Origin of the sequence: Nitrosomonas eutropha (genome assembly GCF_900116685.1) — a bacterium.
In the GTDB taxonomy this organism is placed as follows: Bacteria; Pseudomonadota; Gammaproteobacteria; order Burkholderiales; family Nitrosomonadaceae; genus Nitrosomonas; species Nitrosomonas eutropha_A.
Genome location: NZ_FPBL01000001.1, coordinates 393978 through 418263 on the forward strand (window position 1 = coordinate 393978; position 24286 = coordinate 418263).

General features: G+C 49.1%; 27 protein-coding genes. 10 read left to right on the forward strand and 17 right to left on the reverse strand.

Features of this window, described 5'->3' with window-relative positions; translation table 11 throughout:
• Window positions 1-1030: 1030 nt before the first annotated feature.
• Window positions 1031-1264 (reverse strand): hypothetical protein, encoded by a 234-nt coding sequence (locus tag BM331_RS01925; protein WP_041353494.1) that lies wholly within the window; start codon window positions 1262-1264, stop codon window positions 1031-1033.
• 386 nt (window positions 1265-1650) lie between these two features.
• Here BM331_RS01925 and BM331_RS01930 point away from each other — a divergent pair, with 386 nt between their 5' ends.
• The 7 genes from BM331_RS01930 to BM331_RS11770 all read left to right on the forward strand — a co-directional run bounded on the left by BM331_RS01930 (window position 1651) and on the right by BM331_RS11770 (window position 6827).
• Window positions 1651-2526, forward strand: coding sequence for a LysR family transcriptional regulator (locus BM331_RS01930; RefSeq protein WP_074926536.1), 876 nt, complete (start codon window positions 1651-1653; stop codon window positions 2524-2526).
• 572 nt (window positions 2527-3098) lie between these two features.
• The gene (locus tag BM331_RS01940; protein WP_074926540.1) at window positions 3099-3383 is read left to right on the forward strand and encodes a type II toxin-antitoxin system RelE/ParE family toxin; all 285 of its coding nucleotides are present in this window, start codon (window positions 3099-3101) and stop codon (window positions 3381-3383) included.
• 10 nt (window positions 3384-3393) lie between these two features.
• Window positions 3394-3708, forward strand: coding sequence for a HigA family addiction module antitoxin (locus BM331_RS01945; protein ID WP_074926543.1), 315 nt, complete (start codon window positions 3394-3396; stop codon window positions 3706-3708).
• Window positions 3709-3968: 260 nt separating this feature from the next.
• The gene (gene parC, locus BM331_RS01950; RefSeq protein ID WP_074926546.1) at window positions 3969-4286 is read left to right on the forward strand and encodes a ParC family partition-associated protein; all 318 of its coding nucleotides are present in this window, start codon (window positions 3969-3971) and stop codon (window positions 4284-4286) included.
• Window positions 4287-4479: 193 nt separating this feature from the next.
• A complete protein-coding gene (locus BM331_RS01955; protein ID WP_074926549.1) occupies window positions 4480-5838 on the forward strand; it encodes a replication protein in 1359 nt (452 codons plus the stop codon).
• 212 nt (window positions 5839-6050) lie between these two features.
• Window positions 6051-6356 carry a hypothetical protein gene (locus tag BM331_RS01960; protein WP_074926552.1) on the forward strand — a complete coding sequence of 102 codons (306 nt, stop codon included), beginning with the start codon at window positions 6051-6053 and terminating at the stop codon, window positions 6354-6356.
• A 294-nt stretch (window positions 6357-6650) separates the two neighbouring features.
• Complete coding sequence (locus tag BM331_RS11770; protein ID WP_177217812.1) at window positions 6651-6827, forward strand: hypothetical protein; 177 nt, start codon at window positions 6651-6653, stop codon at window positions 6825-6827.
• Window positions 6828-6877: 50 nt separating this feature from the next.
• Here BM331_RS11770 and BM331_RS01965 read toward each other — a convergent pair whose 3' ends face one another.
• From BM331_RS01965 to BM331_RS02035, 16 genes are all read right to left on the reverse strand, one after another.
• Window positions 6878-7429, reverse strand: a complete 552-nt coding sequence (locus tag BM331_RS01965) for a KfrB domain-containing protein (RefSeq protein WP_074926554.1) — start codon at window positions 7427-7429, stop codon at window positions 6878-6880.
• A gap of 74 nt (window positions 7430-7503) precedes the next feature.
• Window positions 7504-9498: a type IV secretory system conjugative DNA transfer family protein gene (locus BM331_RS01970; RefSeq protein WP_074926557.1), complete on the reverse strand. Its 1995-nt coding sequence runs from the start codon at window positions 9496-9498 to the stop codon at window positions 7504-7506.
• Window positions 9491-10609: a P-type DNA transfer ATPase VirB11 gene (gene virB11 / locus BM331_RS01975; protein WP_074926560.1), complete on the reverse strand. Its 1119-nt coding sequence runs from the start codon at window positions 10607-10609 to the stop codon at window positions 9491-9493. Before virB11 ends, BM331_RS01970 begins: the two co-directional genes overlap by 8 nt.
• Before the next feature lie 3 nt (window positions 10610-10612).
• Complete coding sequence (gene virB10, locus BM331_RS01980) at window positions 10613-11734, reverse strand: type IV secretion system protein VirB10 (protein ID WP_074926563.1); 1122 nt, start codon at window positions 11732-11734, stop codon at window positions 10613-10615.
• Window positions 11731-12486: a TrbG/VirB9 family P-type conjugative transfer protein gene (locus BM331_RS01985; RefSeq protein WP_074926565.1), complete on the reverse strand. Its 756-nt coding sequence runs from the start codon at window positions 12484-12486 to the stop codon at window positions 11731-11733. Before BM331_RS01985 ends, virB10 begins: the two co-directional genes overlap by 4 nt.
• Before the next feature lie 2 nt (window positions 12487-12488).
• Window positions 12489-13193: a VirB8 family type IV secretion system protein gene (locus tag BM331_RS01990; RefSeq protein WP_074926568.1), complete on the reverse strand. Its 705-nt coding sequence runs from the start codon at window positions 13191-13193 to the stop codon at window positions 12489-12491.
• A gap of 110 nt (window positions 13194-13303) precedes the next feature.
• Complete coding sequence (locus tag BM331_RS01995; protein WP_074926570.1) at window positions 13304-13504, reverse strand: hypothetical protein; 201 nt, start codon at window positions 13502-13504, stop codon at window positions 13304-13306.
• Window positions 13505-13556: 52 nt separating this feature from the next.
• On the reverse strand, window positions 13557-14729 hold the full coding sequence (locus BM331_RS02000; RefSeq protein WP_074926571.1) for a TrbL/VirB6 family protein: 1173 nt from the start codon (window positions 14727-14729) through the stop codon (window positions 13557-13559).
• A gap of 2 nt (window positions 14730-14731) precedes the next feature.
• Entirely contained in the window at window positions 14732-15049 is a 318-nt protein-coding gene (locus BM331_RS02005; RefSeq protein WP_074926573.1) for a hypothetical protein, read from the reverse strand.
• Window positions 15050-15164: 115 nt separating this feature from the next.
• Window positions 15165-15317, reverse strand: a complete 153-nt coding sequence (locus tag BM331_RS11775) for a hypothetical protein (protein ID WP_177217813.1) — start codon at window positions 15315-15317, stop codon at window positions 15165-15167.
• A 1-nt stretch (window position 15318) separates the two neighbouring features.
• On the reverse strand, window positions 15319-15642 hold the full coding sequence (locus tag BM331_RS02010; RefSeq protein ID WP_256214772.1) for a VirB3 family type IV secretion system protein: 324 nt from the start codon (window positions 15640-15642) through the stop codon (window positions 15319-15321).
• A gap of 4 nt (window positions 15643-15646) precedes the next feature.
• Window positions 15647-15910, reverse strand: coding sequence for a TrbC/VirB2 family protein (locus BM331_RS02015; RefSeq protein ID WP_074926574.1), 264 nt, complete (start codon window positions 15908-15910; stop codon window positions 15647-15649).
• A 2-nt stretch (window positions 15911-15912) separates the two neighbouring features.
• The gene (locus tag BM331_RS02020; RefSeq protein ID WP_074926576.1) at window positions 15913-16584 is read right to left on the reverse strand and encodes a lytic transglycosylase domain-containing protein; all 672 of its coding nucleotides are present in this window, start codon (window positions 16582-16584) and stop codon (window positions 15913-15915) included.
• A gap of 252 nt (window positions 16585-16836) precedes the next feature.
• A complete protein-coding gene (locus tag BM331_RS02025) occupies window positions 16837-17244 on the reverse strand; it encodes a hypothetical protein (RefSeq protein WP_074926578.1) in 408 nt (135 codons plus the stop codon).
• The gene (gene stbB, locus BM331_RS02030) at window positions 17237-17941 is read right to left on the reverse strand and encodes a StbB family protein (protein ID WP_074926580.1); all 705 of its coding nucleotides are present in this window, start codon (window positions 17939-17941) and stop codon (window positions 17237-17239) included. The genes BM331_RS02025 and stbB overlap by 8 nt, the downstream gene beginning before the upstream one ends.
• A complete protein-coding gene (locus tag BM331_RS02035) occupies window positions 17919-18464 on the reverse strand; it encodes a hypothetical protein (protein ID WP_143100913.1) in 546 nt (181 codons plus the stop codon). The genes stbB and BM331_RS02035 overlap by 23 nt, the downstream gene beginning before the upstream one ends.
• 305 nt (window positions 18465-18769) lie before the next feature.
• Between BM331_RS02035 and BM331_RS02040 the strand changes: the two genes are divergently transcribed.
• From BM331_RS02040 to BM331_RS02050, 3 genes are read left to right on the forward strand one after another with little or no spacing between them, the layout of a single operon-like run.
• Window positions 18770-19198: a plasmid mobilization protein gene (locus BM331_RS02040; protein ID WP_256214773.1), complete on the forward strand. Its 429-nt coding sequence runs from the start codon at window positions 18770-18772 to the stop codon at window positions 19196-19198.
• Window positions 19182-21935, forward strand: a complete 2754-nt coding sequence (locus BM331_RS02045) for an LPD7 domain-containing protein (protein ID WP_074926584.1) — start codon at window positions 19182-19184, stop codon at window positions 21933-21935. The genes BM331_RS02040 and BM331_RS02045 overlap by 17 nt, the downstream gene beginning before the upstream one ends.
• A 14-nt stretch (window positions 21936-21949) precedes the next feature.
• A complete protein-coding gene (locus BM331_RS02050; protein WP_074926586.1) occupies window positions 21950-24274 on the forward strand; it encodes a DNA topoisomerase 3 in 2325 nt (774 codons plus the stop codon).
• The last annotated feature ends 12 nt before the right edge of the window (window positions 24275-24286 follow it).

Genomic DNA, 24286 nt, shown 5'->3' on the forward strand with positions numbered 1-24286 from the left:
TGAATTGCTTATTGAATGCAAGCTCATTTGCAGATAATGTGAGCATATGAGTGCCCCGTCATTTGCAATTACTGTGAGCCAAAAACGGTATCGAAGCGAACACAATCATTTTGAAACGCGAGCCGCTACACCTACGTCATGGGCATGATTCGCCAATCTTTTGATCGTCAAATGGGCAACCCGCAGGATGTCTGATTCGAGAGAATTCTGAGTTCGAGGATATGGATACACGCGGGTATATCCATTTTGCTTGCGCTGATTGTCGCATAAATTAGGGAATTTACGACGCCGTATGCACAACAGGCTTTATGCCTCATTGATTGGTGCAGTCGTCTTCTGAAAATGACAAAGGAGATGGATCGTGAATATCTGCTTGTAATCAAGTGCAAAAAATCATTTTTTGAAAACACCATCAGGATTGACGATCTTTTGTCCGTCGCATTTATTCCTGGTTTGCACCGATAAATGCAGGTCAGCTAGATTGAATGCAGGTTCATTTGCAGTTATCTCTGGTTTGCGGGGGTGGATAGATGCAGTTATTACTGGCTCAAAATCGCATTGAATGCAGGTTGATCCAGTTATAAATGCAGGTTATTACAGCTAAGAATTTCAGAGTATTGTACAAATCATTAAGTTAGTGAAATTATTTCTATACTGTTGCAGCTATTTGTATAAATGACAGCCAGACTGCTTTGCCCATTGGCATATCACCTAGGCCGGAATGATTGAACGATAGGAGCGGTATGAATCGAGAGATTCACGTACCGTTGCGGGAGAGCCTGAAGGTGAGATTCCCTTGGGCTACTTGATCATATATATTGGAGAATAATATCTGAGCAGGAAATTACTGGGTCATTACAGTATGAATAAATAACAGGACTTTTGATCGATTCCTGTCTCCTATATTGTAATGAGATGGAATCGATCTTATAGAAGGTTACTTTAGTAGTACATTCCAAGAATCTTGGAAGAGTGTAATCAGATAAAAAACTTACTCTGGTTTTTTGTTACAAAAAAGTAACCGCCATAATTACCAGATACCGTCATCACCTTCATCAAGGCATGATCCATTAGCATCTAGCCCGTATGGACACTCTATTATTTCACCAGCAACAATTTTTTCATAATTTTCCTTTTCTCTTTCTGTAACCTGTACCCCAGGACGATTACACGCAGCTATCAACATAACTGATAGAGTAATAGTAACTACATAAATAATACGCTTGATCAAACTTCCTTTAAATTTCAGAATAGCCCCAATCATATTTATCTCCTACATATAATAAAATACCCATCATAAATGGCGTGGTAATGAAGGAAGTCTTGATAAGTAATCATTTGGATCTTCATAATTTTAGAAAATCCACCCTGAATCAGCAGTCTTTTCCTTACCAATTATCAGATTTTCTAGTGATATCTTGTGCGCTCATGTGATGGTCAACACCTGTCTAATCTGATGCAGGTTTGCTGGTGCAAGCAAGGTAAATACCAGATCGAAGATCTCAACAGCGTGACTTCGCGCTTCCTTTTTAATACCCCCCTTGTTTTCTTCATGATGATTTCCACAAGAGAGTGGGATTGTCCATTGCTTCTTATATAGAACAAAGACTATTTTTTGGATAACATTGCTTCATTAATGGAGCATTAGATATGAAATTTTTGAATGACATGGCTCTGTTCGTAGAGGTTGTCAAGGCCAAGAGCTTTCGCGGTGCTGCCGATGCTATCGGAATGCCAAACTCAACGCTATCGCGACGGATTAGTGCGCTGGAAAAGACGCTTGGATTGCGCCTTTTACATCGCACAACGCGTAAGATAACGTTAACCGAGGCTGGTCAGATTTATTACGAGCGTTGTAAGCGTATCGTCGATGAAGCCAAACTCGCACAAGAGCAACTCAGCGAAATGCTCACACAGCCCAGTGGCGTGCTACGTGCTTCACTGCCCGTGGATTTTACCGTGACCTACATGGCACCCTTGATCGCCGAATTTGCAAAACTTTATCCGGGCATCGTCTTTGATTTCGATCTCACGTCACGGTGGGTCGATCTGGTGAATGAACCTTTCGATGTGGCAATCCGTATAGGAAAACCAGAAAATTCCCAATTGATCGCACGTCCATTGGCCGTGCTCCCTACATACCTTTATGCTTCACCTCGTTATCTTGATCGCTCGGGAGAGCCTGCCGAACCCGCTGATCTGGCAAACCATGAATGTCTGGGCATCATGAAGGCTGACACATGGACACTGCACGATGGGATAAACACTACCAAAATCTCTATTGGCAGCAGATTTACGCTTAACAGTGTCGGAATGATTTGTCGCTTAGCAACACTTGATATGGGCATAATCATGATGATGGAGAAAATTGTTGCTGATGATATTGCCAGTGGGCGATTGCGTCGCGTACTACCTCAATGGCGCGGGGCTCCGGTATCTGCCTGTGCTATTACGGCAACCCGATTACTGCCTGCAAAAACACAGCACTTCATTAAGTTCTTAAAGGAGCATCTGGGCAAGGTTTAGCAGAATGCATAAAATTTATGCCGCATTTAGCCACCACCTAACTGTAGCAGCTCGCGTTTCAAAATGACTGTGCTCGCATTCCATTGCGTGGTGCTTTTCAATCCATTCGTGGCCCTTATCAGCACGACCCCCGGATACAAGAAGTGTTCTGTTTGTGAAAAGGGTAAGGGTATCGTTGCGAGACGGATCTTCTAAAATCCACTCGAGATTAACAATCTAACATGGATGTTCTGTCAGTCGCAGTTATTTATGGCTCAAAATCGCGCTGAATGCAGGCCGGATCATTTATAAATGCAGGTTGTTACAAATAAATACCGCTATGCAGCCCATCACGCCTAATACTGCCATGTCCATACTCTCACCTTGGTGCACACGAGTATCAAGCATAGTCAAGATTGGTGCAGCTGGCTTCTGATATCGGGCTATCAAGAGTCGTCTGCACAACAGCCGTTACGCCCAATCAACTGGTGCAATCGTCTTCTGAAAATGACAGCCTATCAGTAAAAAATTTTTTGTGTTATGAGATGATGTATGTCACACTATAGACTATACCGAAAGCAAAGGATACCGGCTTGATCAGGAATTTTAAGCACAAGGGACTAGAGATTTTTTTTAAGACCGGCTCGACCCGAGGCATACAGGCCGAACACGCAGCGAAGCTGGGCCGCATCCTGCGGGCGCTGGACGTGGCACAGGCACCGGCTGAACTGGATTTTCCTGGCTTTCGACTACACCCGCTCAAGGGCGATTTAGCCGGGTACTGGTCAATTACCGTTAACAAAAATTGGCGGGTTATTTTTGTTTTCGTGGGCGTCGATACCGATCTGGTTGGTTATCTGGATTACCACGACAAATAGGAGCGAAGCTATGGACATGATGAACCATCCCCACCCTGGCATGATCTTGCGCGAGGACGTGTTAAAGGCGCTGGACATGACCGTGGGCGAAGCAGCTAAACGCTTAGGCATGTCGCGTGAGTCGATTTCCCGCGTGGTCAACGGGCGCGGCGGTATCAGTTACGACCTTGCTATAAGGCTGGAAGCGGCGGGTGTCAGTACGGCCCGCTTCTGGACGGCATTACAGTGCGAGTACGACCTTGAAAAGGCACGGAAGGCAGCTCAAGGCGCAGAACTATTAAAAATAGTGCCACTGGTTCCTAAGCACGAACTAACGCAGGGATAGAAGATGGGCCTGAATACTTGCGATATTCAGGCCCTTGTCGCGGACTTGTGAAGGAAAACACGAAAAATCACGTGACAATCATGCCATCAACTCTAAGAGAATCTAAGCATGATTGAATATTATGGCACATTCGCGCACTCACTAGCTCGACTATTGAGATCAAAACAATTAAAGAGGTATTGTAATAATATCCCATTATTACACTCGGGTGTCCTAAATTTAATTATGGCTTGTTTTGTAGGCGCAGGTAAGGCATGATTATGAGCATAGATTCAATGAGTATTGTTGGCCCTACGGGTTTCAAAGAATTATTAGCGGCCAACAGCGTTCAAGATACGGTTATTCAGGCAGGTGACAAAGGCTTGATTATTGCCCTGAAAGTGGGCGGAAAGGATTTTGTTTTAGGGCGGCGGCGCGGTGGCCCGCGCTACTTTTATTCGGTTGATGGTGCGGCATCAGTGCTGATTCAGCACGGTATCACTGGCTTCTATGTGGACACAATAGGCTGGCTGCCGCGCACACTCACCAAGAACCAAAAAAGGGAGTCTTTACCGGATGGCACCAGTGGAGACATTTAGAAAAGCAAAAGCCCCCGTTGGCGCGGAGGCTTTGCAAAATGCAGGAACACATACTTGAATTGTCGTCAAACAATTTAAGTGTGACCGCCGTAGAATCGACAGAATCAACGACGTAATTAGCTAATACTATTCTACGGCCTTGTTCCTTCTTTGGCAAGTCCATTGCGTTTTTGCGCATGGCGGAAGGAGCTACATGGCAGCAGATCAACAACTTTCCCTATTCGATCGGGAAGAAGAAGCCAGGGCGTATCATGACCCTGAACAGGCAGGTTTTTTTTCTATCCTGGTTAACGCCAAGGGCGACAAACGCCAATCATCCCACCGACTGATTGATATGCCCACGGTGTTGGGTTTAATCGACAAGAACCGTGACACCTGGATGACGCAAGCCGAGTTTATCCGGCCAAACCGACGTGTGGTTAACCTTGCCCGCGTGGGCCTGCTTTTTGCCGACCTGGACACCTACCGCGAGCCGTGGGCCTCTGGCCGCACGCCGGAGCAGTTAGTAGAGTCCGTACTGTACCACTGCGCCCAAGAAGGCATTCCCCCTCCCTCAATATTGGTTTTCTCAGGCCGTGGCATACAAGCCAAATGGCTTTTAGACAGGACATTGCCGCGTCAGGCATTGCCCAGGTGGAACGCTTGCCAGCGTTACCTTATCGACCGATTGGCCCACCTTGGAGCCGATCGCCAGGCGAAAGATGCTAGTCGCGTGCTGCGTGTTGTACAGACTGTTAACGAGAAAAGCGGGGAAATCTGCCGGGTTGTCCACGTTGAAAACGAGCCGAACAGCTATCCAGTGCGTTATAACTTTGAGTACCTAGCTGAAATACTATTGCCGGTAGCTCGCTGGACGATGGAACAGCAACGTCAAGAGCGGAAGGAACGTGCCATTCGGCGACAGCTCAAGCTGCTGCCAGGCGACAAGACAGATAACTTACGCGGATTCAGTGGACGGCAACTAGCCTGGCACCGGCTTGAGGATTTGCGCACGTTGGCCGAGCTACGCGGAGGTATCCAGGAAGGTGAGCGTATGCAGCACCTATTTTGGCGCTTGAATTTTTTGCTGCTATCCGGCGCGACTAACAGCCGGCTGATGTACTACGAAGCAAAAGCCCTGGCTAAAGAGCTTGACCCGAACTGGCAAGAAAACAGTAAAGAGTTGATGACGTTGTATTCCAAGGCCAAAGCCTACGAAGCGGGCGAAAAAATCAGCTTTGGCGGTCATGAGTACGCCCCGCTGTACACGCCCAGGAACGACACGCTAATCAACCTTTTCCATATTACAGACGTCGAACAGGCTCAGCTACGCACCGTTATCAGCCGGGACATGGCAAAGGAGCGGGATAGAGGGCGCAAGGAGGCCAGCAGGCGAGCAGCTGGGGTAGTGGATAGGGAAATCTATGAAGGCCAGTCATTGAGCCGAAAGAAGCCCTGGGAAGCTCTGAGAATGAGCCGGGCAACCTGGTATCGAGCAGGCAAGCCAGAAGCACCAGGACATGAGACAAGTGCGTCCGTATTACAGGGCCAACAGGCGACTGGAGAGGTGTGAGACAAGTATGTCCGTATTACTAATGGCGAAGCCTTCGCCAAAGGCCGTGTCTTTGAGTAGCTCTGCATTAAATCTAATGCGAGTAGCCGCAAGGGGGGTGGGTAACTTGCTTGCAAGTTATCCATGCCCCGCGCAGTGCCGAGGGCACGGAGAAAAATCAGGTGTTCAAAGTCCCTGCGTATTACTAATGGTGAAGCCTAAAAGGTATCCGTATGAGTAGATCAAGAAAATCATTCTCTCCTGAACTGTTGGAGCAACTGAGATTAATGCCGGTGGTAGTCGCACTTGATGTCTTGGGATTGTATTGGAAGCGTGACTCTGATTTTGTGCCGGTGAAAGATAAAACCACTATCCGGCTTAATGTGACTCTGGGCGGTAGTGTTGTTGAATTGTTGGCCACCGGCGCAAGATGGTACGACACCAGAACAGATAAAGGTGGCGGCGGTGCAATTGATTTAGCGATGTATCTGTTGCGGTTGGATTTTGTCACAGCCGTGAAGCACTGTATAAAAGAATAAAGTTGGTAACTTCATTTTAGGGGTTGTTTCAGAAAACGGAATTTAAAGTACGTTAGTTAAGCCGGTTGTAACGGCCTGAACTTGCCCGCGCCAATCTTGGCTCTGCTGCGCAAATAGATCAAATGCAGTTTGGTGGCGATAAAGTTAGTAATTATAGAACGGGATAATAGGCTTCATACTTTCGTAATCTCACAAAGCATACGGAATAAAATTGCCAGTTTTATTTCAAAGTAACCATTTTTATTTAGGGTATCCGGATACCCTAAAATAGTAAAAAGAATATGAGAATTAAATATGGGAATCACTAGGATGACACAAGGGGAAGTGGTACGTAATCGTGTAATTCGTTCACGTATTTTCAGTTATGGGGATGGAACATTTACCGATCTGACAGCAAATGCGGTATTGGCGTCGAGTCAGATAATATCTGTCTTTAAACAGGGCGGAAACTACCGTCCTGTATTGAATTAGGGTTTTTACCGTGGCCATGAAAGTTGGCCATGGTCTATTCCCTATAGACGTTAGCGGGCGCGCTGTTGCTGTTGTGGCGCTTGCGTTTTCTCGGGGACTTTGGCCTTGTCTGGCAGAGTCTTTGCAGGCTCTTGACCTTTGGCCATATCTTGCGCAAAGGTACGAACGTGTTTTAAAAAAGTCTCACGACTTCTTGAATTGGTAATGTTCTGTTCAGCCCATTTTTCTGCTTGTGTCTGCACGGTTTCAGCTCGCTGCTGGTTATACGTCACAATGTCAGCCTTGCCCCTATCCTGACCATATTCAACCTTAATATTGGTTCGTCCGGCCTTGATTTCACCATTGTCGAACTGACGCTCAAGTTCCGGGCCATTTTCGAGTATTGACAGATCATGCGCCACGGCGGAATTTTTACCGACTTGCTGAACCAGGTGGGTGTCGCTCATCATTAAAACTTTTCCGGCGTATTGCGCGTTAGGCTTTGCCAGGTAGACAAAGCCTTTACGATCAGCACTGCTGACAAGATCGCGGGCGGTTTCCCAATCAGGCTTGGGTAACCGTTCCCCGATATATTTGATTGTGGCTTGTGCTTCTTTTTCCATAGGTATCACCTTTTTAATAAACACCCTTAACGCGGGCAGGAACGCCGCCAGGACGGCGGTATGGGGTGCTGGACCTATCGGCCCCGCACGTCCATATCAGTGGTGCCGAGGCTGTCAAACAGCGCGGCAAATTCGTTTACCTTGGCAAGAGCCAAATCTTCACAGGCGGCAGCTTGTAGCGCGGCATCTTCGGGGTTTGGGTTCTCTTCAACCATGTTCACCACGTCAACAAGCATTGACACGCTAATGGATTCCGGGCTTTCCAGATCGGAAAAGCGGTCATCAAGGTAATAGTCACTGCGTTGCACCTGGCCGTTATAAAGCCGCCAATTCTTACCAGGCACCGGCACCGGCACCGGTACGGTGCGGACTTCATCACCGATAGCAACCTTGTGCATGGGCACCGCTGTAAACCGGCGCATGAAATAGTCGTCTTTGTAGTATCGAATCTTCGTGCCCATGATGATCGGGATACCGGCGCGGTGGACAAGTTCCTTTTCTTTGTCAAGCTGTAGCAGTTCCTGCGGCAGCATCAAAGCCCGAGACACCAGCGTATCGGTTTCCGTCTTGCTGTAGCGGCCCGGGTTCAAAGCGCCTACGTTTGCGTGCTGGGTAGACTGTGCCACCGCCGTAATGTTGCCGATCATCTTTGAGTATTCCTCAGCTTCCTTGACCTGCGACGGCGTATAGAAAATCTTCACGCCCATGCTATCCATGATCGAGTGGGCATCTTCCTTGCCATAGGTCGATTCGAGCTGGGAATTGCTCTGTATGACCAGGGCCAGGCGCATGTTATAGCCCGCCATGAAGCCCACGCCCTTAGCCAGAATTTCAATCTTCCCGGCTGCGGTCAATTCGTCCAGCATAAGCAAGCACTGGTATTTCAGTGCCGGGTTATGTTCTGGCAATTCCTTCACATTCTCGTTTATCAGTTGTGAGAAAAACAGATTGACGATGAATTGTGCTTGTGTCACCTCCCCGGCAGGGATATGAACGTAGATCGTCATCTTGCGCTTGCGCACATTGCGCAAGTCAAAATCATCAGCGCTGGTTGCTTTATCCGTCACCGGGCTACTGAAAATTCCCAGGGCTGACGTGAACGTAGACAGGATGTTTTTCAGCGTGTCATCCGACCCGTTCAAAAACCGATTGATGGAGTCCTGGCACTCACGAGACAGCGGCTGTGCCGTGCGCTGCCTGGCCGTGATAACTTCGCGCAAGTACAGGGCCGTATCCTTACCCTTGCCGGACGCCTGGCGTAAAATTTCCCCCATCGTGTGCGGTAGACGCGGCGTTTCCAGTACCAACAGGGCCAGCCCTACAAAGAGGTTTCGCGCACTGTCCGACCAGAAGGGATCGCCGCGTTCTGTCGTCCTGAAAATGATCACGGCCAAGGCCCGCAGATCATTGACCCGGAAAAGCGGGTTTTCAGAGACATACGACAGTGGATTCCATCGGTGCGTAGTTTCTGAAAACGGGCTCCAATAGAAAATCTCGTTGCCCAGGTGCTTGCGTCTGAAAGCGGACGTGAGATTGTAGTTTTCCTCCTTAATATCCAGCACAACTGCGGATTCCCGGAAGGTCAACAGATTAGGGATGACAAAGCCCACGCCTTTACCCGTGCGAGTCGGCGCGGCAAGCAGCGCGAACTCGTAACCAGGCAGGTGCATCAAATCTTGCGCAAAGCGGCCTAGTAAAATGCCCTTATCGGCAAACAGCCCCTCATTATCAATATCTTTCCGATTGGCAAAACGGCCCTTGCCGTACACGTCCATATCGCGCCGACGATAGGCCATTACCATGCCAAACGGAATGGCAAGACACAGGAAAAAACCCACGAAATAACTACCGATTACCTTGACCTTTTGACGGTGCGTTTCGATAGACGCAGTGGCATCGAAAATCGTGTAAATATTGGCCTTCAAAGGATTTTCATGGAAAGAGGCATAGAGCACCATTCCAGATACCAAAAACGCGCAATAAACCAGCCCACCGAGCGACAGCAGGCCAATCACCACACCGACCCATTTTTTTGGGGTCATATCTGCAAATACGGAAGTTTTAGGCATGATCTTTCCCCTGGGCAATGGCATATTTACGCTGCGGGTTATAGTCGATTTCTACAACACGTCGCTGGCCTGTGTGCCTGTCAACTTCGATTTGCACCACAATATCGACCGTTAAATGAATCAGGCGCTTGATGACGTTGTAATCTAGCCCAGCGCCCACAGGATCGGATTTCACCATCATCATCATCTGCTCGTAAGCCATCGCGGGATTTTCGCCGTGACAGCTCGTAAGTGTGCCGGGGTGCCCGCTTAATGCAGCGCGAAGAAAATACAAACACTCTGAGCCGCGCATCTCGGCCAGCAGGATTCTGTCGGGCTTCATCCGAAGGCAACTAAGCAGTGCATCTTTAGCCGACAAAACCGGCGTGTCAGAGCCAGGACGCATTTTTGCGTTGTCATAGAGCAAATGCACCACGTTAGGCTGTGTAAGGCTTAATTCGTGAGCATCTTCGATGGTAATGATGCGTTCGCCAGGGTCGATTGCATCAACCAGGGCTTTCATCACAGTGGTTTTTCCAGAGCCAGTAGCCCCGGACAAAACAATATTCTGGCGGTACTGAACCGCCTTTGTTAGAAATTCAATGATCTTGCCCGACTTCACCAAGGACAGCAGTTCTTTTTCATGCGGTTTAATAGCAAATGTGGATTGGGTAGTGCCCTGAAACATACCCTGTTCTCCCATTTCCTTTAAGGAAATACGCGCCCTCGATGGTTGGCGAAGCGTAAACGAGACATGCCCGCGCAGTACGCCAGGCTCCATCACAAGTTGTATCCGCGAATTGTCTTTTAAAGAACCGGATAAGATCGGATAAGCGGCATTCCAACCTTGTGCCGAATTGGTGTAGGTCGCAATAGCGCCCCCGAGCGACAATAAGCTGTGCTGGTTGATCTGCGGCACGTTGTAGCTATCCCATTGGTTTGTGTACACCCAAACCCGGCCATCATTATTGACAGCGATTTCTGTTACACGGGGATCTTCGCGCCATTGCTCATATGGGGCAAGATATGCCTGTACTGCGGCGTCATCTTGCAACGGTACATATTCTGCATTGGGAAACCGCCCCGCAGTACCAAGATTGGTTTCTAAAGATTTCAAAACTGTTGAGTTCATATCTTAACCCCCGTAAACATCGTCAAACCAGAGGTCTTTGCTGACATAAATCATAAGGCGAGCGCCACGATTTACGCTGAGTGTGGGCTTGATATTGATGGTGGCATTCAACACTTTTTGAGAAACATTTTTGCCGGATCGAGCGGTTGAGTTGCCATAAATCGTTCCGCCCGAACCGCGCTGGCGTGCTATAGCAATGTCTACTGCATCATCAATTAAAGACAGCAGGAGGGCCGCGCCCAAGCGTTCAGACCAATGGTTATCGACGAAGCCACTAACACCCATCGTACCCACGCCATCGGCTGCGCCGCTATCTACGTCGATCACAAAACCATCCGTGGTTTTAATGCGTTCCCATACCACAGCAATGCGAGAATCGCCGTGTTGCAATGTCTGCCCGTATTGGCCGACAACAGTAGAGCCACGTGCGATAAGTAACCGCGATCCATCATCAGAATAGATGTCGTCAGGAATCACGCACCCGCTTTGGCCTGGCACATTGCTGAAAAGCTGCGTTTGCAAAATACATGGGATATACGATCCGCGTGTGATAACGAGCGAACGATCCCCTAACTCAGCGGCACTTGCCTGTTCGGTTTTTGAGGGCATCTCTTTCCGGCTCATCATATGCGCCTGATCCTGTACTGTGGCAGGCCGGTTATTGTTTTCGCCCGAGAGCATCATGGGCGGTAATACAGGCACATTAGCGGGAGCGTGCCCAGGCTGGCCTGCTGTACCACCAGCCAAAGGAACATGCGTCGCAGGGCCGGGTTGATAAAAGTTATCGGGTAATTGTTTTGGGGCTGGTGTTGCAGGTTGTTCCGGCTCCGATCTGGCAAAAAAATCACTTACATCAAAGTCGCGCCCTCGGCGTTGATTCGCGCTTAGGCTGGCGGTGGCCTGTTTAGCTGATTGGTTTGCTTCACGTTCAGCCCGCCAATCAGACAATTTCGTTTTTCCGAACCAGATAACTAACAGTAAAGCCACGAGAAAAACACTGAACATCAGTGCCAGGGTAACTACCCTGGAGCGCATCACCCCGCTCTTTTTGGTTTCGCCCTTAAATTCATGCGACTCTTGCGGCGGTTCCTGGTTGAAATCTTCTTCTTTAATAGCTTCACTCATTTCGGCCCCCTTGCGTTAAGAGACGATGTTTCTACGGGGTATACAGATGATTTAAAGCCATCGTTGAAAACACCGATAATGGCTTTGTCCAGACGAAGATTCCATTGTTTAGCAATTCCGTGTACCACAATGGCACCATCTTTCGCCTTGTGAAAATTCGTCAGCCATTCATCACGACTGCCAGGCGATGACTCGTAGATGACGGGAATATCTGTATTTTCTAGGAAATAAAAATACGTGAATTTGCCATCATCAAAGACCCGCAAAGGTCGAATATCGACGCTGGTATTCACCAACTCCATCGAATAACTCATGTTCGCCAGGCGAACATGGTCTTGAGTAGAGTTTCTTTGTGGTTTTTTGGATGTGCCGTAAGAAAACATGACTTTTGACACACGGTTAGAGTGCACTGTGCCCTTATAGGCCGGCACAATATCAAGTACATAGGAATGCTTGCTTGTTGCAACAATGATCGTGCCAGGCTTGGCCGTCTTGAGTGGTGCTATAAAAACGCGGTTGCCGACCTTTGCAATATCCCAGTCGATAATGCCACCGCCTGCAACGTCCTCAACAGTTTCCGATTTACCAAATTCAATAACAGTAGGACTACCCACATAGCCCACAACACGAACGACCGTATTATCTGTATAGCGGACAGTGCGAACCCGAGTATTATCAGGCGCTGCGCTAAAATCTAATCCCTGAGCGGTGACAGGCAGAGCCAGGGCCAATGCAATCACGATTATTTTCATTGCTAACCACCTGTGAATTCGTCATCAGTTTGATAGCCCAAGACAGTGAAACCAAACGGGTTATTAATCGCAGCCTTTTCACTAATGAACAAACGTGGTTCATATTCATAGCGAAGCGTGGCAACTTTATGGACTGCACGTAGCTTGGATTCTGTACGCAGGTCACGTTGCTGAACCGACAGACGTACCGTGGCAAATTTCTGCCCGCCTGTTTCCGTCAGCGAGATACTGATGATTTTAGGGGTGAACAGGATATTCTTGCCGAATTGCTGATCAAGGGCTTGGGGGCCGCTAAAGAGTTCGTTGTATTGTTTCCACGGCGTATCACCAGCAAGGCTCTTAACGGTGTCATAGTCATCTTGTATTAAGTGGTAGTTATAGCGTTCACGCGCAACAACAAACTTATTCACCCAGTGTTTATCAGCTAATTCAGATTCTGCTACATAATCCTGTACGGTTTGACCGATAGAAGTTGCCCCGGTCAAATTGTCTACGCGCACAACATAGGGCACTAACTGTTTAAGTGGCATGAGCACAGCCAGAGCTATTGTCAGAGCAACAACCGCGACCGCGAGTACATAATTAAGCGCTGCATGGCGTTTTAGAGAATTGCGCAAAGTGGCGTTTAATTCTGCTTCCCAGGTAACGTCGCGCAAGTCGTCGTTCGGGGTAATGTCGCCGGGTTTTTTTGTGTTTTCCTCGTTCATGGTTTTTCCTTACAGTCCGCGTTTTGTGGAATAATTTCGATTGCGGTTTCCGGAATTACTCTAATCTGAGAGAAGAATTAAGAGTCGTTCCGGGTTGAGGGGTTGATACTTTAGTTTGTTGGAGAGATACCGTTGATCTCCGGGTTTAATCCCGCTGGCGCGGCTTTTAATGGAACAGTCTCACTCAATGTCGGATGTAAAACATTGATCGGTTGCCTGACCGATTCCTTGCCCGTTGGGTACTCAAGTTTTGGTGCGGAAGTGCAACCAGCAACAAAAAGACAAAAAAGAGCCACCTGCAAAATTTTCATAGCGAAAATTCCTTTTAAGTAATGCGAAACAAGAATGAGGTACTACATGGATTTATTTTGTAATCGTGCCTGTTCCTTCTTTGACAGATGCACCATATTGAAAACCAGTGCGAGCAGCACTGATAGCAGAACGATGGCTTAAGGCAGTACGGGTACCGCTGCCAATTTGTGCCATAGTATTGATACCTGCCATTGCAGATTTCATGGCAGGAGAAGAACCCACTGCTTTACCTAATTCTGTTCGGGAAGCACGACCGGCTATGTAACCCGTACCAGCGCTGGCAATTTTGCTGGCATCGTGGGCTGCTTTTACAGTATTTGATAATGCGGCCCCGGCTGGGTTGATTGCCCAACGGGCAGCGTGAGCCAGTGTGCCGAGTTGCAACGCAACGCCACCGGACAGATCGGCCCCGATTTGCGCAGCCTTAAACGTCAAGAAAATGAGAATCACGGAGGCCATGACTGCCGACATTGTGGCTCCAACGAAGTCCAGAGCTTCAACAGGCGTACTAGATAAGCCGTTTGCGTAGCCCGTCACTATGGTCGTGCCGAAGCCTACGATAGCGGTGACGACAACAGCAGTAAAAATGTATTTGAGTAATGCACCAAGCCAGGTATTGAAAAATTGCGCGGTTCCTTGGAATGCCAAACTGGCGATAAACAAGGGGCCAACTGCGAATATGATTGCAAGAGAGAAATCAATTATGAGCATATTGATGGCTGCAACCATCGCATATACGAGGATAAAGCCCACCATAAAGGCTCCACCTATCATCGAGGTCAGTCCCGTGAAGTCCGTACCTGTAATGCCGATTTTCAGATGGTCATAAGACCAGATCAGAATATCTTTGTAGGCATCCGATGACTTGTTCATTACTTCGTCAAGTTGGGCATATATGTTTGCATCGGTTCCTGTGAACAGCCCGGTTAGTCCTTCCCGTAATTCCGTTGCTACTCCCATGACGTTGCTTGCGTATGTTCCAGCCACCAAGCACAGCGAGAACACTAGGAAAGCCCGTATTGATATAAACAGCACGTCTATGAGGTGATCTTGCCCACCTACGCCGCGAACGATCTTGTATCCATGCCACATTATTAGAATCGTCAAACCTAACACCAACACCGGAGTAACCCACACAATAAGCGTATTAGGTATGTCGCCCCACGATTCCACCAAACTCAGAATTTTGGTAGCTTGATCTTCAATTACTCCAATGTCAGCCATAATTATTTACCTTGTTTTCCAGATTCAACGCCAGGCACCGGCTTTGGATCTGATTGTCCGTTTTGCGCATTGGGCGCAAACGGATTAGCGGTATTTTCCTCAGTCATTTTCTTGGTCGTAATCTCTTGTTTTCCAGATTCAACGCTAGAGCCTGTCTTTGAATCTGATTGTCCGTTTTGTGCATTGGGCGCAAATGGATTGGCGGTATTTTCCTTAATCATTTTCTTGGCCGTAATCTCTTGTGAGTTGTTATCGCAGCCAGCCAAAGCGAAGATAAACCCTATACAAACGACGGACACTATCCTTTGGACATTCATCATGATTACCGTCCAATAAAGGGGTTTGCCGTGTTTTCCTTAATGGCTCGCTTGCCTTCTTCTGCGCTCGCTTGAGCCATTAAAGAACTCTGCGACTGGCGCTGGGCAAGAGCCAGACTCACCAGCGTTTGCTCATTTTGAAGCATCGACTGCCATCATCAATAATGCTTGAAAACGGCACGATTCGCTCTAGCGAATCTTCCTCATTGGCATATCTGCGCTGCTGCGAAAATATGTCCTCTTTCTCTTTAGCTGTTGTGCTTTTACTCATTTCATTTCCGCTTTTTGTACGTGACTGGCCCTATGCTATGAGTGCCCCAATACTGCTTATTGGTGCGATACCCAATATCACGGAAATACATGAAGGCTTGAGCCAGCTTAAAGTTATCGTCCGCGTTGACCTGGCGTAGCACGACTATTATGAATGCCAGCAAAACGAATACTGCAACCGAGACAAAACCGGACACCAACACGAATGACCACAGCGCCACAAGGATATGTGTTCCAACAATCAGAATGAACGGCACGATAGGAATGCCAAACATCATTGGAGGGCGCGTAGCACCCTTAAATACCCTGTCTCGACTGTCCACCATAACCTTAACCGATTAACATACCGGCAATACCTGCCGCACCGCCAATCAAAACACCCCCCCAAAAAACAGGCGCTACGTCTTTCCATTGAGCGGCTTGGAACATCATGCGAAAACCAACAAACATTAACGCAATTGTCAGCACAACCACCCCGATAGACAAAAGCCACGTTGAAACGCTATTGAGCATCGTCGTGCCGCGTTCAAGCTGCGCGAATGCAGGTGAACTGACCAAAGCCATACTGATTGCCAAACTACGCACTGATTTCATATTTAATCCTTTGCTTGGTTGATTAACATCATTGATGAAGTGGTGTTGCTAACAGAAGAATTGCCAGATAAAAGCATACTGGCTGATTGAGGCTTAACGACCTTAACGCGCACGCCGGTTTGATCCGCGTTAACGTTAGTAATCTTGCCCTTTTCCGAACTGGCCAATGGGATGACAAGTGATGCGGAATCCATGTTGACCGGGTTCCTGGGTGTTGAAGAAATTACCTTGTTGATATAGCGGGTCACATCAGGGTTTGTTTTGCCAGCACCCAGTTTGCCGGAGTAATAGCAACTCAGGGCCGCATTGGTTGCACTGTATTCTTGTGTTGCATTGAATCCAGAACCGATCGCCCAGGACTGGCATTGTTGAAAAATTTCGTATGCTGCCACAACGTTTTTGCACACATCGAAGCCTGCTTTAATATCGCTGTCCCAGCCCAGACGCACAAAATGGGTTTTGTTTACCTGCCCTTGTCCAATGCTGAAGTTTCGATCCAGGTTAGTCAGGTAATTGGCTGTTGCAACCGCCTCGGCAAGATTATTCGGCTGGCGAACCAAGCGCCCACCCACAACCCCAATAGCAAACGGATTAAACCCAGATTCAACTTGATAAATCTGTTGCATCACTGGATCGCGCAGAGCGGCTTGGCAATCTGGAGGCAAATCAATCATAAGAAAATAACAAAAAGACTTTACCGGTAACATTAGTATTATCCATGATTAACTGCATAAAGTCAACAATTGATAATACTTTTTTAACAATAATAATATACACTAACTTAAACGCTCTCACTAAGGCCGAGCAGATTGTTTTCAGCAGTCTGCATCCTTGATACAAGCATTGCGCAAGGCGCAAAAAGGCGGCATAGAGCCGCCGTTTTTTATAAACAGAAAAAGGGGTGTCGCCTTGCAAGGCAAGGCGGATTACTTCAGCAGATAGGCCAGGCCAAAGGCCAGACTAATCAACAAATTGCAGCCTACCAGTGCGCTTAATAACCACAGGTGTTTGGTGAATGGAGAAAAACCTGCCGTGATGGTTTTTGCATTTAATTCGGCTTGTTTGCTTATTTTGGCTTGGAGTGCTTCAGACTCAATTTCAAAATCAGATTTTGCTTTGTTAGTATGGATGGCCAGAGCACGCGCCATAGATTCCATATCCTTGAAAGCATCCTGAGCAACTTTTGCCGCGTTTTCTACGTCGCCAGTGACGTTCTTATACAACTGGGGCAAGTCTTTTTTCAACGTCTCGGTTTCAAGCAAAAGTTTTTGTATATCGAGGAGCAAGTCGGCATGGACTTGCTCCAGGATTGTTGATGCGGGTCGCTCATTCATTGAAGAGTGTCCCAAAGATTTCATCGAAATGTTTCTTAACGCCCTTTGCCATGCGCCCGCTTGTTCTCAGGCCGGAGAGTTCCCGTAATTTTTTCTTGTTTTGTTCTTCAGCGGGTTTGGCCTGAATTTCTTTTATGCGTGCGGTCACATCGTCCAGGTTGGCCACGACTTGATCCACCGTGCTTTTAGTAAGTAATTCAAATACCTCGTTGTAATACACAGTTGCCCAGCCGATTCCCATTTCCGAGCAGTAACCAACGATGGAAGGAAACAAAGATTCCGGCACTTCATCACGAGGCACATAATTCAGAATGACTTTGATTTTTGAGCCGGGTATACCGAACTCCTGCAACTGCGTTAGCAATTCCAAAGTATCGTTTTGTTGTTTGCCATCAGGCACGCAGGGCACTACGAAGTAATCAAAATCCTCGTGGGCATCGTCAAGGTCTTTTAGTGCCGCGAATGCCAGCTCGACATTTGATGATCCCACATCTACAACGACGTTCTGGTGCAAGGCGATTTCTTCAATAACCTTCTTGAAATGTTTGCCGCTCACTTTTTCGCCATCAACATTTGTTGTGTTGATGCTCTCCACCTGAATGACTTCGCAATTGTGAAGTCGAGGGGCCAGTAAATGTTTTGTTAGCGTGGATTTCCCTACATTGCCAGAGAAATTAACGACTGCTATCTTCGTCATCGTGTTTTCCTATTCCGTGTTTATCTAATTGATCTTCATAAGAGGGCGTTTTCCATTTTTTTAAAACGTCCCTTGGTGAAGGCTGTTGCTCCGTCTCTGTTGACGGTTCTGTAACACTCGGCTCCGCTTTATGACGCCTAGTAGACGGTTTCGTTTTTTCTCGTTGTGTTCGCGGGGCGAACATTTCATTTTCGCTCGTCGCTGTCTTGCCAGAAGTCTTTGGGCAATCACCTAATTTTTTTAAATTCTCAGTGCCACTTAAAGGCGGTCGAGGGTCAAGCTCTCTGAATTCATTTTCATGCTTATGGATTTCTGCGTCGAAATCTACGTTACGACGCAGCCAACTCGTGAATGACGAATATGTGCCTTTGTATCCCTGTTCAACCGCATATTTGTGAATCTCTTTAAACGGCAGCCCCAAATAATGAAGGAACGCCATTTGTTTCATTATCCGGTGTAACCCACCCGACTTGGTTGTTTTGGTGGATTTATAAAAATCCAATGGGCTATTTAAATCGCTCATAGAGACCAAAGACGGTTCAGAGCAGAATAAAACGATAAGAAACGAAATAAAACATATATAAGCTGAAATGAAAACTGAATATTAAATTAATAAAACAGAATTATCAAGTTATATAAAATTATTAAAACGCAATAAAGACGAAATAAAACGATATGAACGTAATTAATGCAAATTTTAATGGCAGCAGCTTTGATATATGCCTATAATGCAAAAAGGCACTACTGGTATGTTTACACTTTGGCTACGCCTTCGGTAAAATACCCTGTGCCAAAGGTTCCACCTTTGAAACCGGATAGCCTGGCCCTGTGGCCTGGCATGAATCGAAAGCTGACTACGCCAGCACCTTAAATATTCGCGGGGCGAATACGACAATGAAGCAGAAACGCGCATCGACCAAAACCGCCGTAGTTTCATTCCGCATTGGAAATGAAGCCTACGACCGGCTGAACCAGGCCAGCGCACAAGCCGGGGTGTCCACGAAGGTATGGCTTGAAGAAGCCATCCTGAATAACCGCACCCGGATTGTGGAGCGGGCCAAGCCCAGCGCCGATTTGCGCACCCTGGCTACCCAGATCAACCGCATGGGCAATAACCTTAACCAGGTTGCCCACACGCTGAACAGCGCCCAGCTTGCCGGTACCCTGTCCAGGGACGAATGTTTGCAAGCCATCGAAGGGCTTGACCATATTCGCGCCCTGTTAAACGAAACGATTACCTATGCTCGCCAGGGTTAACGCCGCAGCGGGCGGCATCCGCGAATATCTGGAAACGGGGCGCAAAAGGGGACGCGAATACGACCGCGACCTGATAGATGATCGTATCCCCTTGGCGGGCGATATAGATCTGATGGACAGCACAATTAACCAGATTGAAACCAGGCAGAAAGGGGATAGCCGTTACCTGCATATCACCCTTAGCTTTGCCGAGCAGTACACGGAAAGCGATACCCCGGCCCAGGGCCAAGTGAATCTGGAAACGATACGCGCCGTAACCGAACAGTACCGACGCGATCTCATGGCCGCCTATGACGCCGAGGAATATGTTTTCTACGCGGAAGCGCATATTCCAAAAGTCACGCATGATATACATGCGACAACCGGCAAAGCCTATGAACGGCTCCCGCACGTTCATATAGTTATCCCAAAGAGAAACATCAGCAATGACGCCTACCTAGACCCGCTAGGCTACGGTGCCGCGAACCTAGCTTTTCACGACGCTATACAGGAAAAAATTAACAATGATTTTTCTCTGAAAAGCCCGTATGACGCGCCCCGTGCCGAACCGGCCCCCTCCCCTCTTGGGCGGCATAAGGCCGACCTTGAAAATTTATCAGCTAAAGAGGTACGCACCTATATCAAGCGCGAGGCTATTGAGGCTGGGGCGCAGACCCTTGAGGATATAGCTCGCATTGCCGAGCAATACGGAGCCGTGCGGGTGCGCCACGGGCGCGACGGCGACTATCTGAACGTCAAACTCGCATGGGCTGACAAGGGCATCAATCTTAAAGACATTACCCCTGAATCTTTACAGGCTGTAACCACGGCCCCGACCCTTCGCCCCGACGCAGAAAAGATCGCTGCGAAGGTAGAGCAATGGACGCAGCATCGTGCTTTGGAAGTGCGCTATATATCAAGCAAAGGCCGATGGGCTGCATATAAGCAATTGGATGAACAAGGCAAGACAGACTGGCTTGCCGAAAAACGGCAACAATCACGCACAGCATTGTTGCGCACTTTAAACCGAGGACTGTATGAACATCGAGGAAGAATTAATAGCCAGGATAGAAGTATTGAGCCAGATGATGGCGACCATGACCGAACAGAATCTAGTCATCACGCAGGAATTAACCCGCATCACGCAGGCACTGCAACGCGGCCAGGAAGCGGCCAGCCGCCCGGACGTGCTCCTAGAGCAGATGAACAAACTAATAGAGCCAATCACGCGCGAAATCGCGGCGATTCGGCAGAGCCTGGAATAACCAAGGAGAATAGACATGGCAGAACACGACTCAACCGTTATAAGCCCCGTATTGCAAAGGTTGGAACCTTCCCGCCTCCCGACCGAATTCACCGTTTGTCAGACTTGTCCGCACTCGGTATGGTTTTCGACGAAGGACAGACTGAAATGCTATTGCCGGGTAATGTACCTGGTAAGTTGGGACAGCCTGAACCCGGTGCCGATGACGGAATGCGACGGCCCGAGCATTGGCCAGGAGCAGGACGAGCCGAAGGAGTAGACCTTGCAAGCACACCAAATAGCCGCGCTTTGCAGGCAATGCGAGAGCTTGAAACTACATGCCGCGAGGCACTTATACAGTCAGCAAGAACTCTTGAAGGCAATCGAGCAGTTACGCTTGACGTTGAACCCGCCCAGCTTGCCGCTGGCCGACTTCGCACGGCTTTGGAACAAGAAGCGATTCGAGCTGGCGACCCTCAAAAAAATGCTGGACGACAGAAAAGCGTAATCCGGGCGCAGGTGCGCGAAGAACGCGGCCCGGTCAATGCGGCACGGCTGAAAGCCGAGACAAACCCGGCGCTGGTGATCGAGGCCGCAGCCAGGTACTACAAAATCGACCCGGCCCAATATTCGACCGGCGTAGGGCGCGATGGTACCCCGCGCATATTCCACGATGGTAAGCAGTACAACCTGGGAGACTTCTTCACCAAGCACCTGAATAAATCGTGGCTGGATGCCCAGCCTATTTTGATGGAGTGCCACCAGGCATCGTTATCAGATGTCCTCCCCCAGCCAGACTTGGAAATATGGGTAGCTTTCAATGAATGGCGCGGCCAATCGTACAAACACCGGCAGAACGAGCGTGATCACGCTAGAGAACATTTTCGTGCTGAAACGCTGGCCGTGCGCAGTCTGTACAAGAAACAGAAACAGGCCGCGCAGAAGCTAACCGGCTTGGAGCGTCAAGGCGCAATGGCCAAGGCCCGCGCAGTGCGTGTTATCGCGCTGGAAGAAATCGCCCAGCAGCGCCAAACCGTGTACAGCACCTTAAAAGCACCAGGGCGCAATGCTGAATACCGCACGTTCCTGCACAATCTGGCCGAGCATGGCGATCTGGCCGCGCTGGGGGAACTGCGAAAAATGCAGCAGAACCAGACCGAGACAGTTGGGCCGGATTTTATTCAAGGCCAGGGCGAGGGCAAGCCTGTTTTCGCGCTGCCCAATTACCGTGTAGATATTGGCGGGAACGTCATCTATCAAGACCAGGGCAAGACCATCATCAAAGACACCAGGCTCGGGGTTGAAGTACTTAACCCCGAGCGGCGTACCTATGATCTTGCTCTAAAAGTTGCTGTGAGCCGATACGGTAAATCTCTGACATTGAACGGGGATACCGCATTCAAGCAGCAAATGATCGAGGCCGCACGGCGTAGCGGCCTGGATTTTGAAATCAAAGATGCGAGTAACCCGCTTGCGGCCCCTATTCGCGTCAACGCGCCAATTCGTAGACGTTAAAAGGAAAACACGATATGAAATTATTTATAGCTGAAAAGCCATCCGCTGCGGAAGCCATCGCGATAAGACTACCTGGAGCCACGCGCAAGCGCGGATACTGGCAGTGTGACGATGCGATCGTTACCTATTGCGCTGGGCACCTGTACGAGCTGGCGAAACCAGAAGTCTACGACCCGGCTCTAGCCACCTGGCGAGCTGACGTATTACCTTTCGTGCCGAATCAATGGCGTTGGGTGCCCAATCCAAAAGCCAAAGATCTGATTGACAATATCAAGCGCTGGCTAGACGATCCGCGCATTGATACAGTTATCAATGCCGGTGACGCCGACCGGGAGGGACAGGCCATCGTAGATGTACCTTTAGCGATACACCGCAATCAAAAGCGCACTTTGCGCTTTTGGGTGTCCGCACAAGACCCGTCCAGTATTGATGAAGGTCTACGCAGCCTTGCTGCGAATGAGCGCTATGAGGCTTGGGGTTTCGCTGCAATGGCGCGGGCTTGCGCAGACTGGACACATGGCATTAACTGCACCAGAGCGCAGACCATTACGGAACGGGTAAACGGTGGCAGTGGTGTGCGGCCTGTTGGCCGGGTGCAAACTCCTACGTTAAACCTTGTCGTCGTGCGAGATCGGCTGATAGAAAATTTTGTGTCGGTACCTTTCTATGTTGTAGAGGCTACCATGCAGCACGAAAACGGCAGCTACATAGGCCGCTGGAATCCTCCCGATGATACAGGGCTGGACGATGAAAACCGCTTGGTTGATCCAGCCGTAGCCCAGGCCGTCATTGATGACGTGCAGGGCCAGCCAGGCGCGATTACTAGCCTTGAAATCAAGGCCGGACGCAAGCGGCAGCCGACCGGCTTTTCATTGACCGGCATTTCCACGGCAGCATCCCGCGCCTTCGGTTACGGGGTTGCCCAGGTGTTGGAAATCTGCCAGGCGTTGTACGAAAAACACAAGCTGACCAGCTACCCGCGTACCGATTCGGGCTACCTGCCCACATCGCAGTTTAAAGCTGCGCCCAACATTCTGACCGCCCTATCGGCCAACTTGCCGCAGATTCAGCAATGGATTGACGGCGCTGATACCAGCATCGAATCGCCTATCTGGAATGATAAAAAGATCGAGGCGCACCACGCCATGATCCCGACCGGCTATCAGGGCGACATGAGCGCCTTGAGCCAGGAGGAAATGAACGTCTACATGCTGATTGCACAAAACTACCTGGCGCAGTTTTACCCGGCCTGCGAGTTTGACGAAACCACCGTGCAGACCAGTATCGGCCAGCATGTTTTCGGCACCAAGGGGCGCGTCATCACCAATGCGGGCTGGACTGTCCTATATGTCAACAGCACCAACGAGGACGCCGACGAGGGCGAGGACGGCCAGGCACTACCCAGCATGGAGCAAGACGACGCGGTAACATGCATCGACGTGCAAGCGCACCAGCGCAAGACCACGCCACCGAAGCACTTCACAGAAGCGAGCTTGCAAACCACAATGGAAAATATTCATCGTTATGTTGACGATGAAAACGAAAAAGCGTTGTTGAAAGATGGTGACGGCATTGGCACTCCGGCCACTCGTGCAGCCATCATTGAGGACTTGGGCAAGCGTGGATTTCTTGCGGCCAAGGGCAAATATATTATCAGCACCGATACCGGAAGAGGGCTAATTGACAGCCTGCCAAGTGAGTTGACCAGCCCCGGTATTACGGCTCGCTTTGAATCGGGCCTGACCGCTGTACAGCGTGGCGAGTTAAGCCGAGATGATTTTCTGGCCGAGCAAACAGCATGGGTTAAAGAACAAGTATCTCAAATTCTTGCCCCGACCTTGCCCAAGTTGGCCAAAATCTCCCGACCCTGCCCTACTTGCGCTACGGGCACTTTGTGGCGCATCGCCCGCAAGGACGGCAGCGGCCATTTTTGGAGTTGCGACCAGCGCAATGCCAAAATAGATCCATGTGAATACATTGTATCGGACGAGGACGGCGAACCAGGCCAACCGCGAGAACAGAGGTTAAGCCACGAATGCCCGCATTGCAAAAAAGGCCAGATACGCCGCATTGCCCGCAAGGACGGCAGCGGCCATTTTTGGAGTTGCAGCCGGTGGAAGGACAAGAATCCGTGCAGCTACACTGTGGAGGACGTGGACGGCGAACCAGGGCCGTATGTAGAACCCGATCAGCTCTACAAGTGCCCCAAGTGCAAGAAGGGCCAGATACGCCGCGTGGCCCGCAAGGACGGCAGTGGTCATTTTTGGAGTTGCGACCGATGGCGCGAGGGCTGCAAATTTACTACCGGGGATAACGAAGGCACCCCACAACTTGACTAAAGGGAAACACGA

Bases quoted from the DNA above. Each gene is read 5' to 3' on its own strand.
- BM331_RS01925 (WP_041353494.1), bottom strand. From the start codon at position 1,264: ATGATTGGGGCTATTCTGAAATTTAAAGGAAGTTTGATCAAGCGTATT.
- BM331_RS01930 (WP_074926536.1), top strand. From the start codon at position 1,651: ATGAAATTTTTGAATGACATGGCTCTGTTCGTAGAGGTTGTCAAGGCC.
- BM331_RS01945 (WP_074926543.1), top strand. From the start codon at position 3,394: ATGGACATGATGAACCATCCCCACCCTGGCATGATCTTGCGCGAGGAC.
- parC (WP_074926546.1), top strand. From the start codon at position 3,969: ATGAGCATAGATTCAATGAGTATTGTTGGCCCTACGGGTTTCAAAGAA.
- BM331_RS01955 (WP_074926549.1), top strand. From the start codon at position 4,480: ATGGCAGCAGATCAACAACTTTCCCTATTCGATCGGGAAGAAGAAGCC.
- BM331_RS01960 (WP_074926552.1), top strand. From the start codon at position 6,051: ATGAGTAGATCAAGAAAATCATTCTCTCCTGAACTGTTGGAGCAACTG.
- BM331_RS11770 (WP_177217812.1), top strand. From the start codon at position 6,651: ATGGGAATCACTAGGATGACACAAGGGGAAGTGGTACGTAATCGTGTA.
- BM331_RS01965 (WP_074926554.1), bottom strand. From the start codon at position 7,429: ATGGAAAAAGAAGCACAAGCCACAATCAAATATATCGGGGAACGGTTA.
- BM331_RS01970 (WP_074926557.1), bottom strand. From the start codon at position 9,498: ATGCCTAAAACTTCCGTATTTGCAGATATGACCCCAAAAAAATGGGTC.
- virB11 (WP_074926560.1), bottom strand. From the start codon at position 10,609: ATGAACTCAACAGTTTTGAAATCTTTAGAAACCAATCTTGGTACTGCG.
- virB10 (WP_074926563.1), bottom strand. From the start codon at position 11,734: ATGAGTGAAGCTATTAAAGAAGAAGATTTCAACCAGGAACCGCCGCAA.
- BM331_RS01985 (WP_074926565.1), bottom strand. From the start codon at position 12,486: ATGAAAATAATCGTGATTGCATTGGCCCTGGCTCTGCCTGTCACCGCT.
- BM331_RS01990 (WP_074926568.1), bottom strand. From the start codon at position 13,193: ATGAACGAGGAAAACACAAAAAAACCCGGCGACATTACCCCGAACGAC.
- BM331_RS01995 (WP_074926570.1), bottom strand. From the start codon at position 13,504: ATGAAAATTTTGCAGGTGGCTCTTTTTTGTCTTTTTGTTGCTGGTTGC.
- BM331_RS02000 (WP_074926571.1), bottom strand. From the start codon at position 14,729: ATGGCTGACATTGGAGTAATTGAAGATCAAGCTACCAAAATTCTGAGT.
- BM331_RS02005 (WP_074926573.1), bottom strand. From the start codon at position 15,049: ATGATGAATGTCCAAAGGATAGTGTCCGTCGTTTGTATAGGGTTTATC.
- BM331_RS11775 (WP_177217813.1), bottom strand. From the start codon at position 15,317: ATGAGTAAAAGCACAACAGCTAAAGAGAAAGAGGACATATTTTCGCAG.
- BM331_RS02010 (WP_256214772.1), bottom strand. From the start codon at position 15,642: ATGGTGGACAGTCGAGACAGGGTATTTAAGGGTGCTACGCGCCCTCCA.
- BM331_RS02015 (WP_074926574.1), bottom strand. From the start codon at position 15,910: ATGAAATCAGTGCGTAGTTTGGCAATCAGTATGGCTTTGGTCAGTTCA.
- BM331_RS02020 (WP_074926576.1), bottom strand. From the start codon at position 16,584: ATGATTGATTTGCCTCCAGATTGCCAAGCCGCTCTGCGCGATCCAGTG.
- BM331_RS02025 (WP_074926578.1), bottom strand. From the start codon at position 17,244: ATGAATGAGCGACCCGCATCAACAATCCTGGAGCAAGTCCATGCCGAC.
- stbB (WP_074926580.1), bottom strand. From the start codon at position 17,941: ATGACGAAGATAGCAGTCGTTAATTTCTCTGGCAATGTAGGGAAATCC.
- BM331_RS02035 (WP_143100913.1), bottom strand. From the start codon at position 18,464: ATGAGCGATTTAAATAGCCCATTGGATTTTTATAAATCCACCAAAACA.
- BM331_RS02045 (WP_074926584.1), top strand. From the start codon at position 19,182: ATGCTCGCCAGGGTTAACGCCGCAGCGGGCGGCATCCGCGAATATCTG.
- BM331_RS02050 (WP_074926586.1), top strand. From the start codon at position 21,950: ATGAAATTATTTATAGCTGAAAAGCCATCCGCTGCGGAAGCCATCGCG.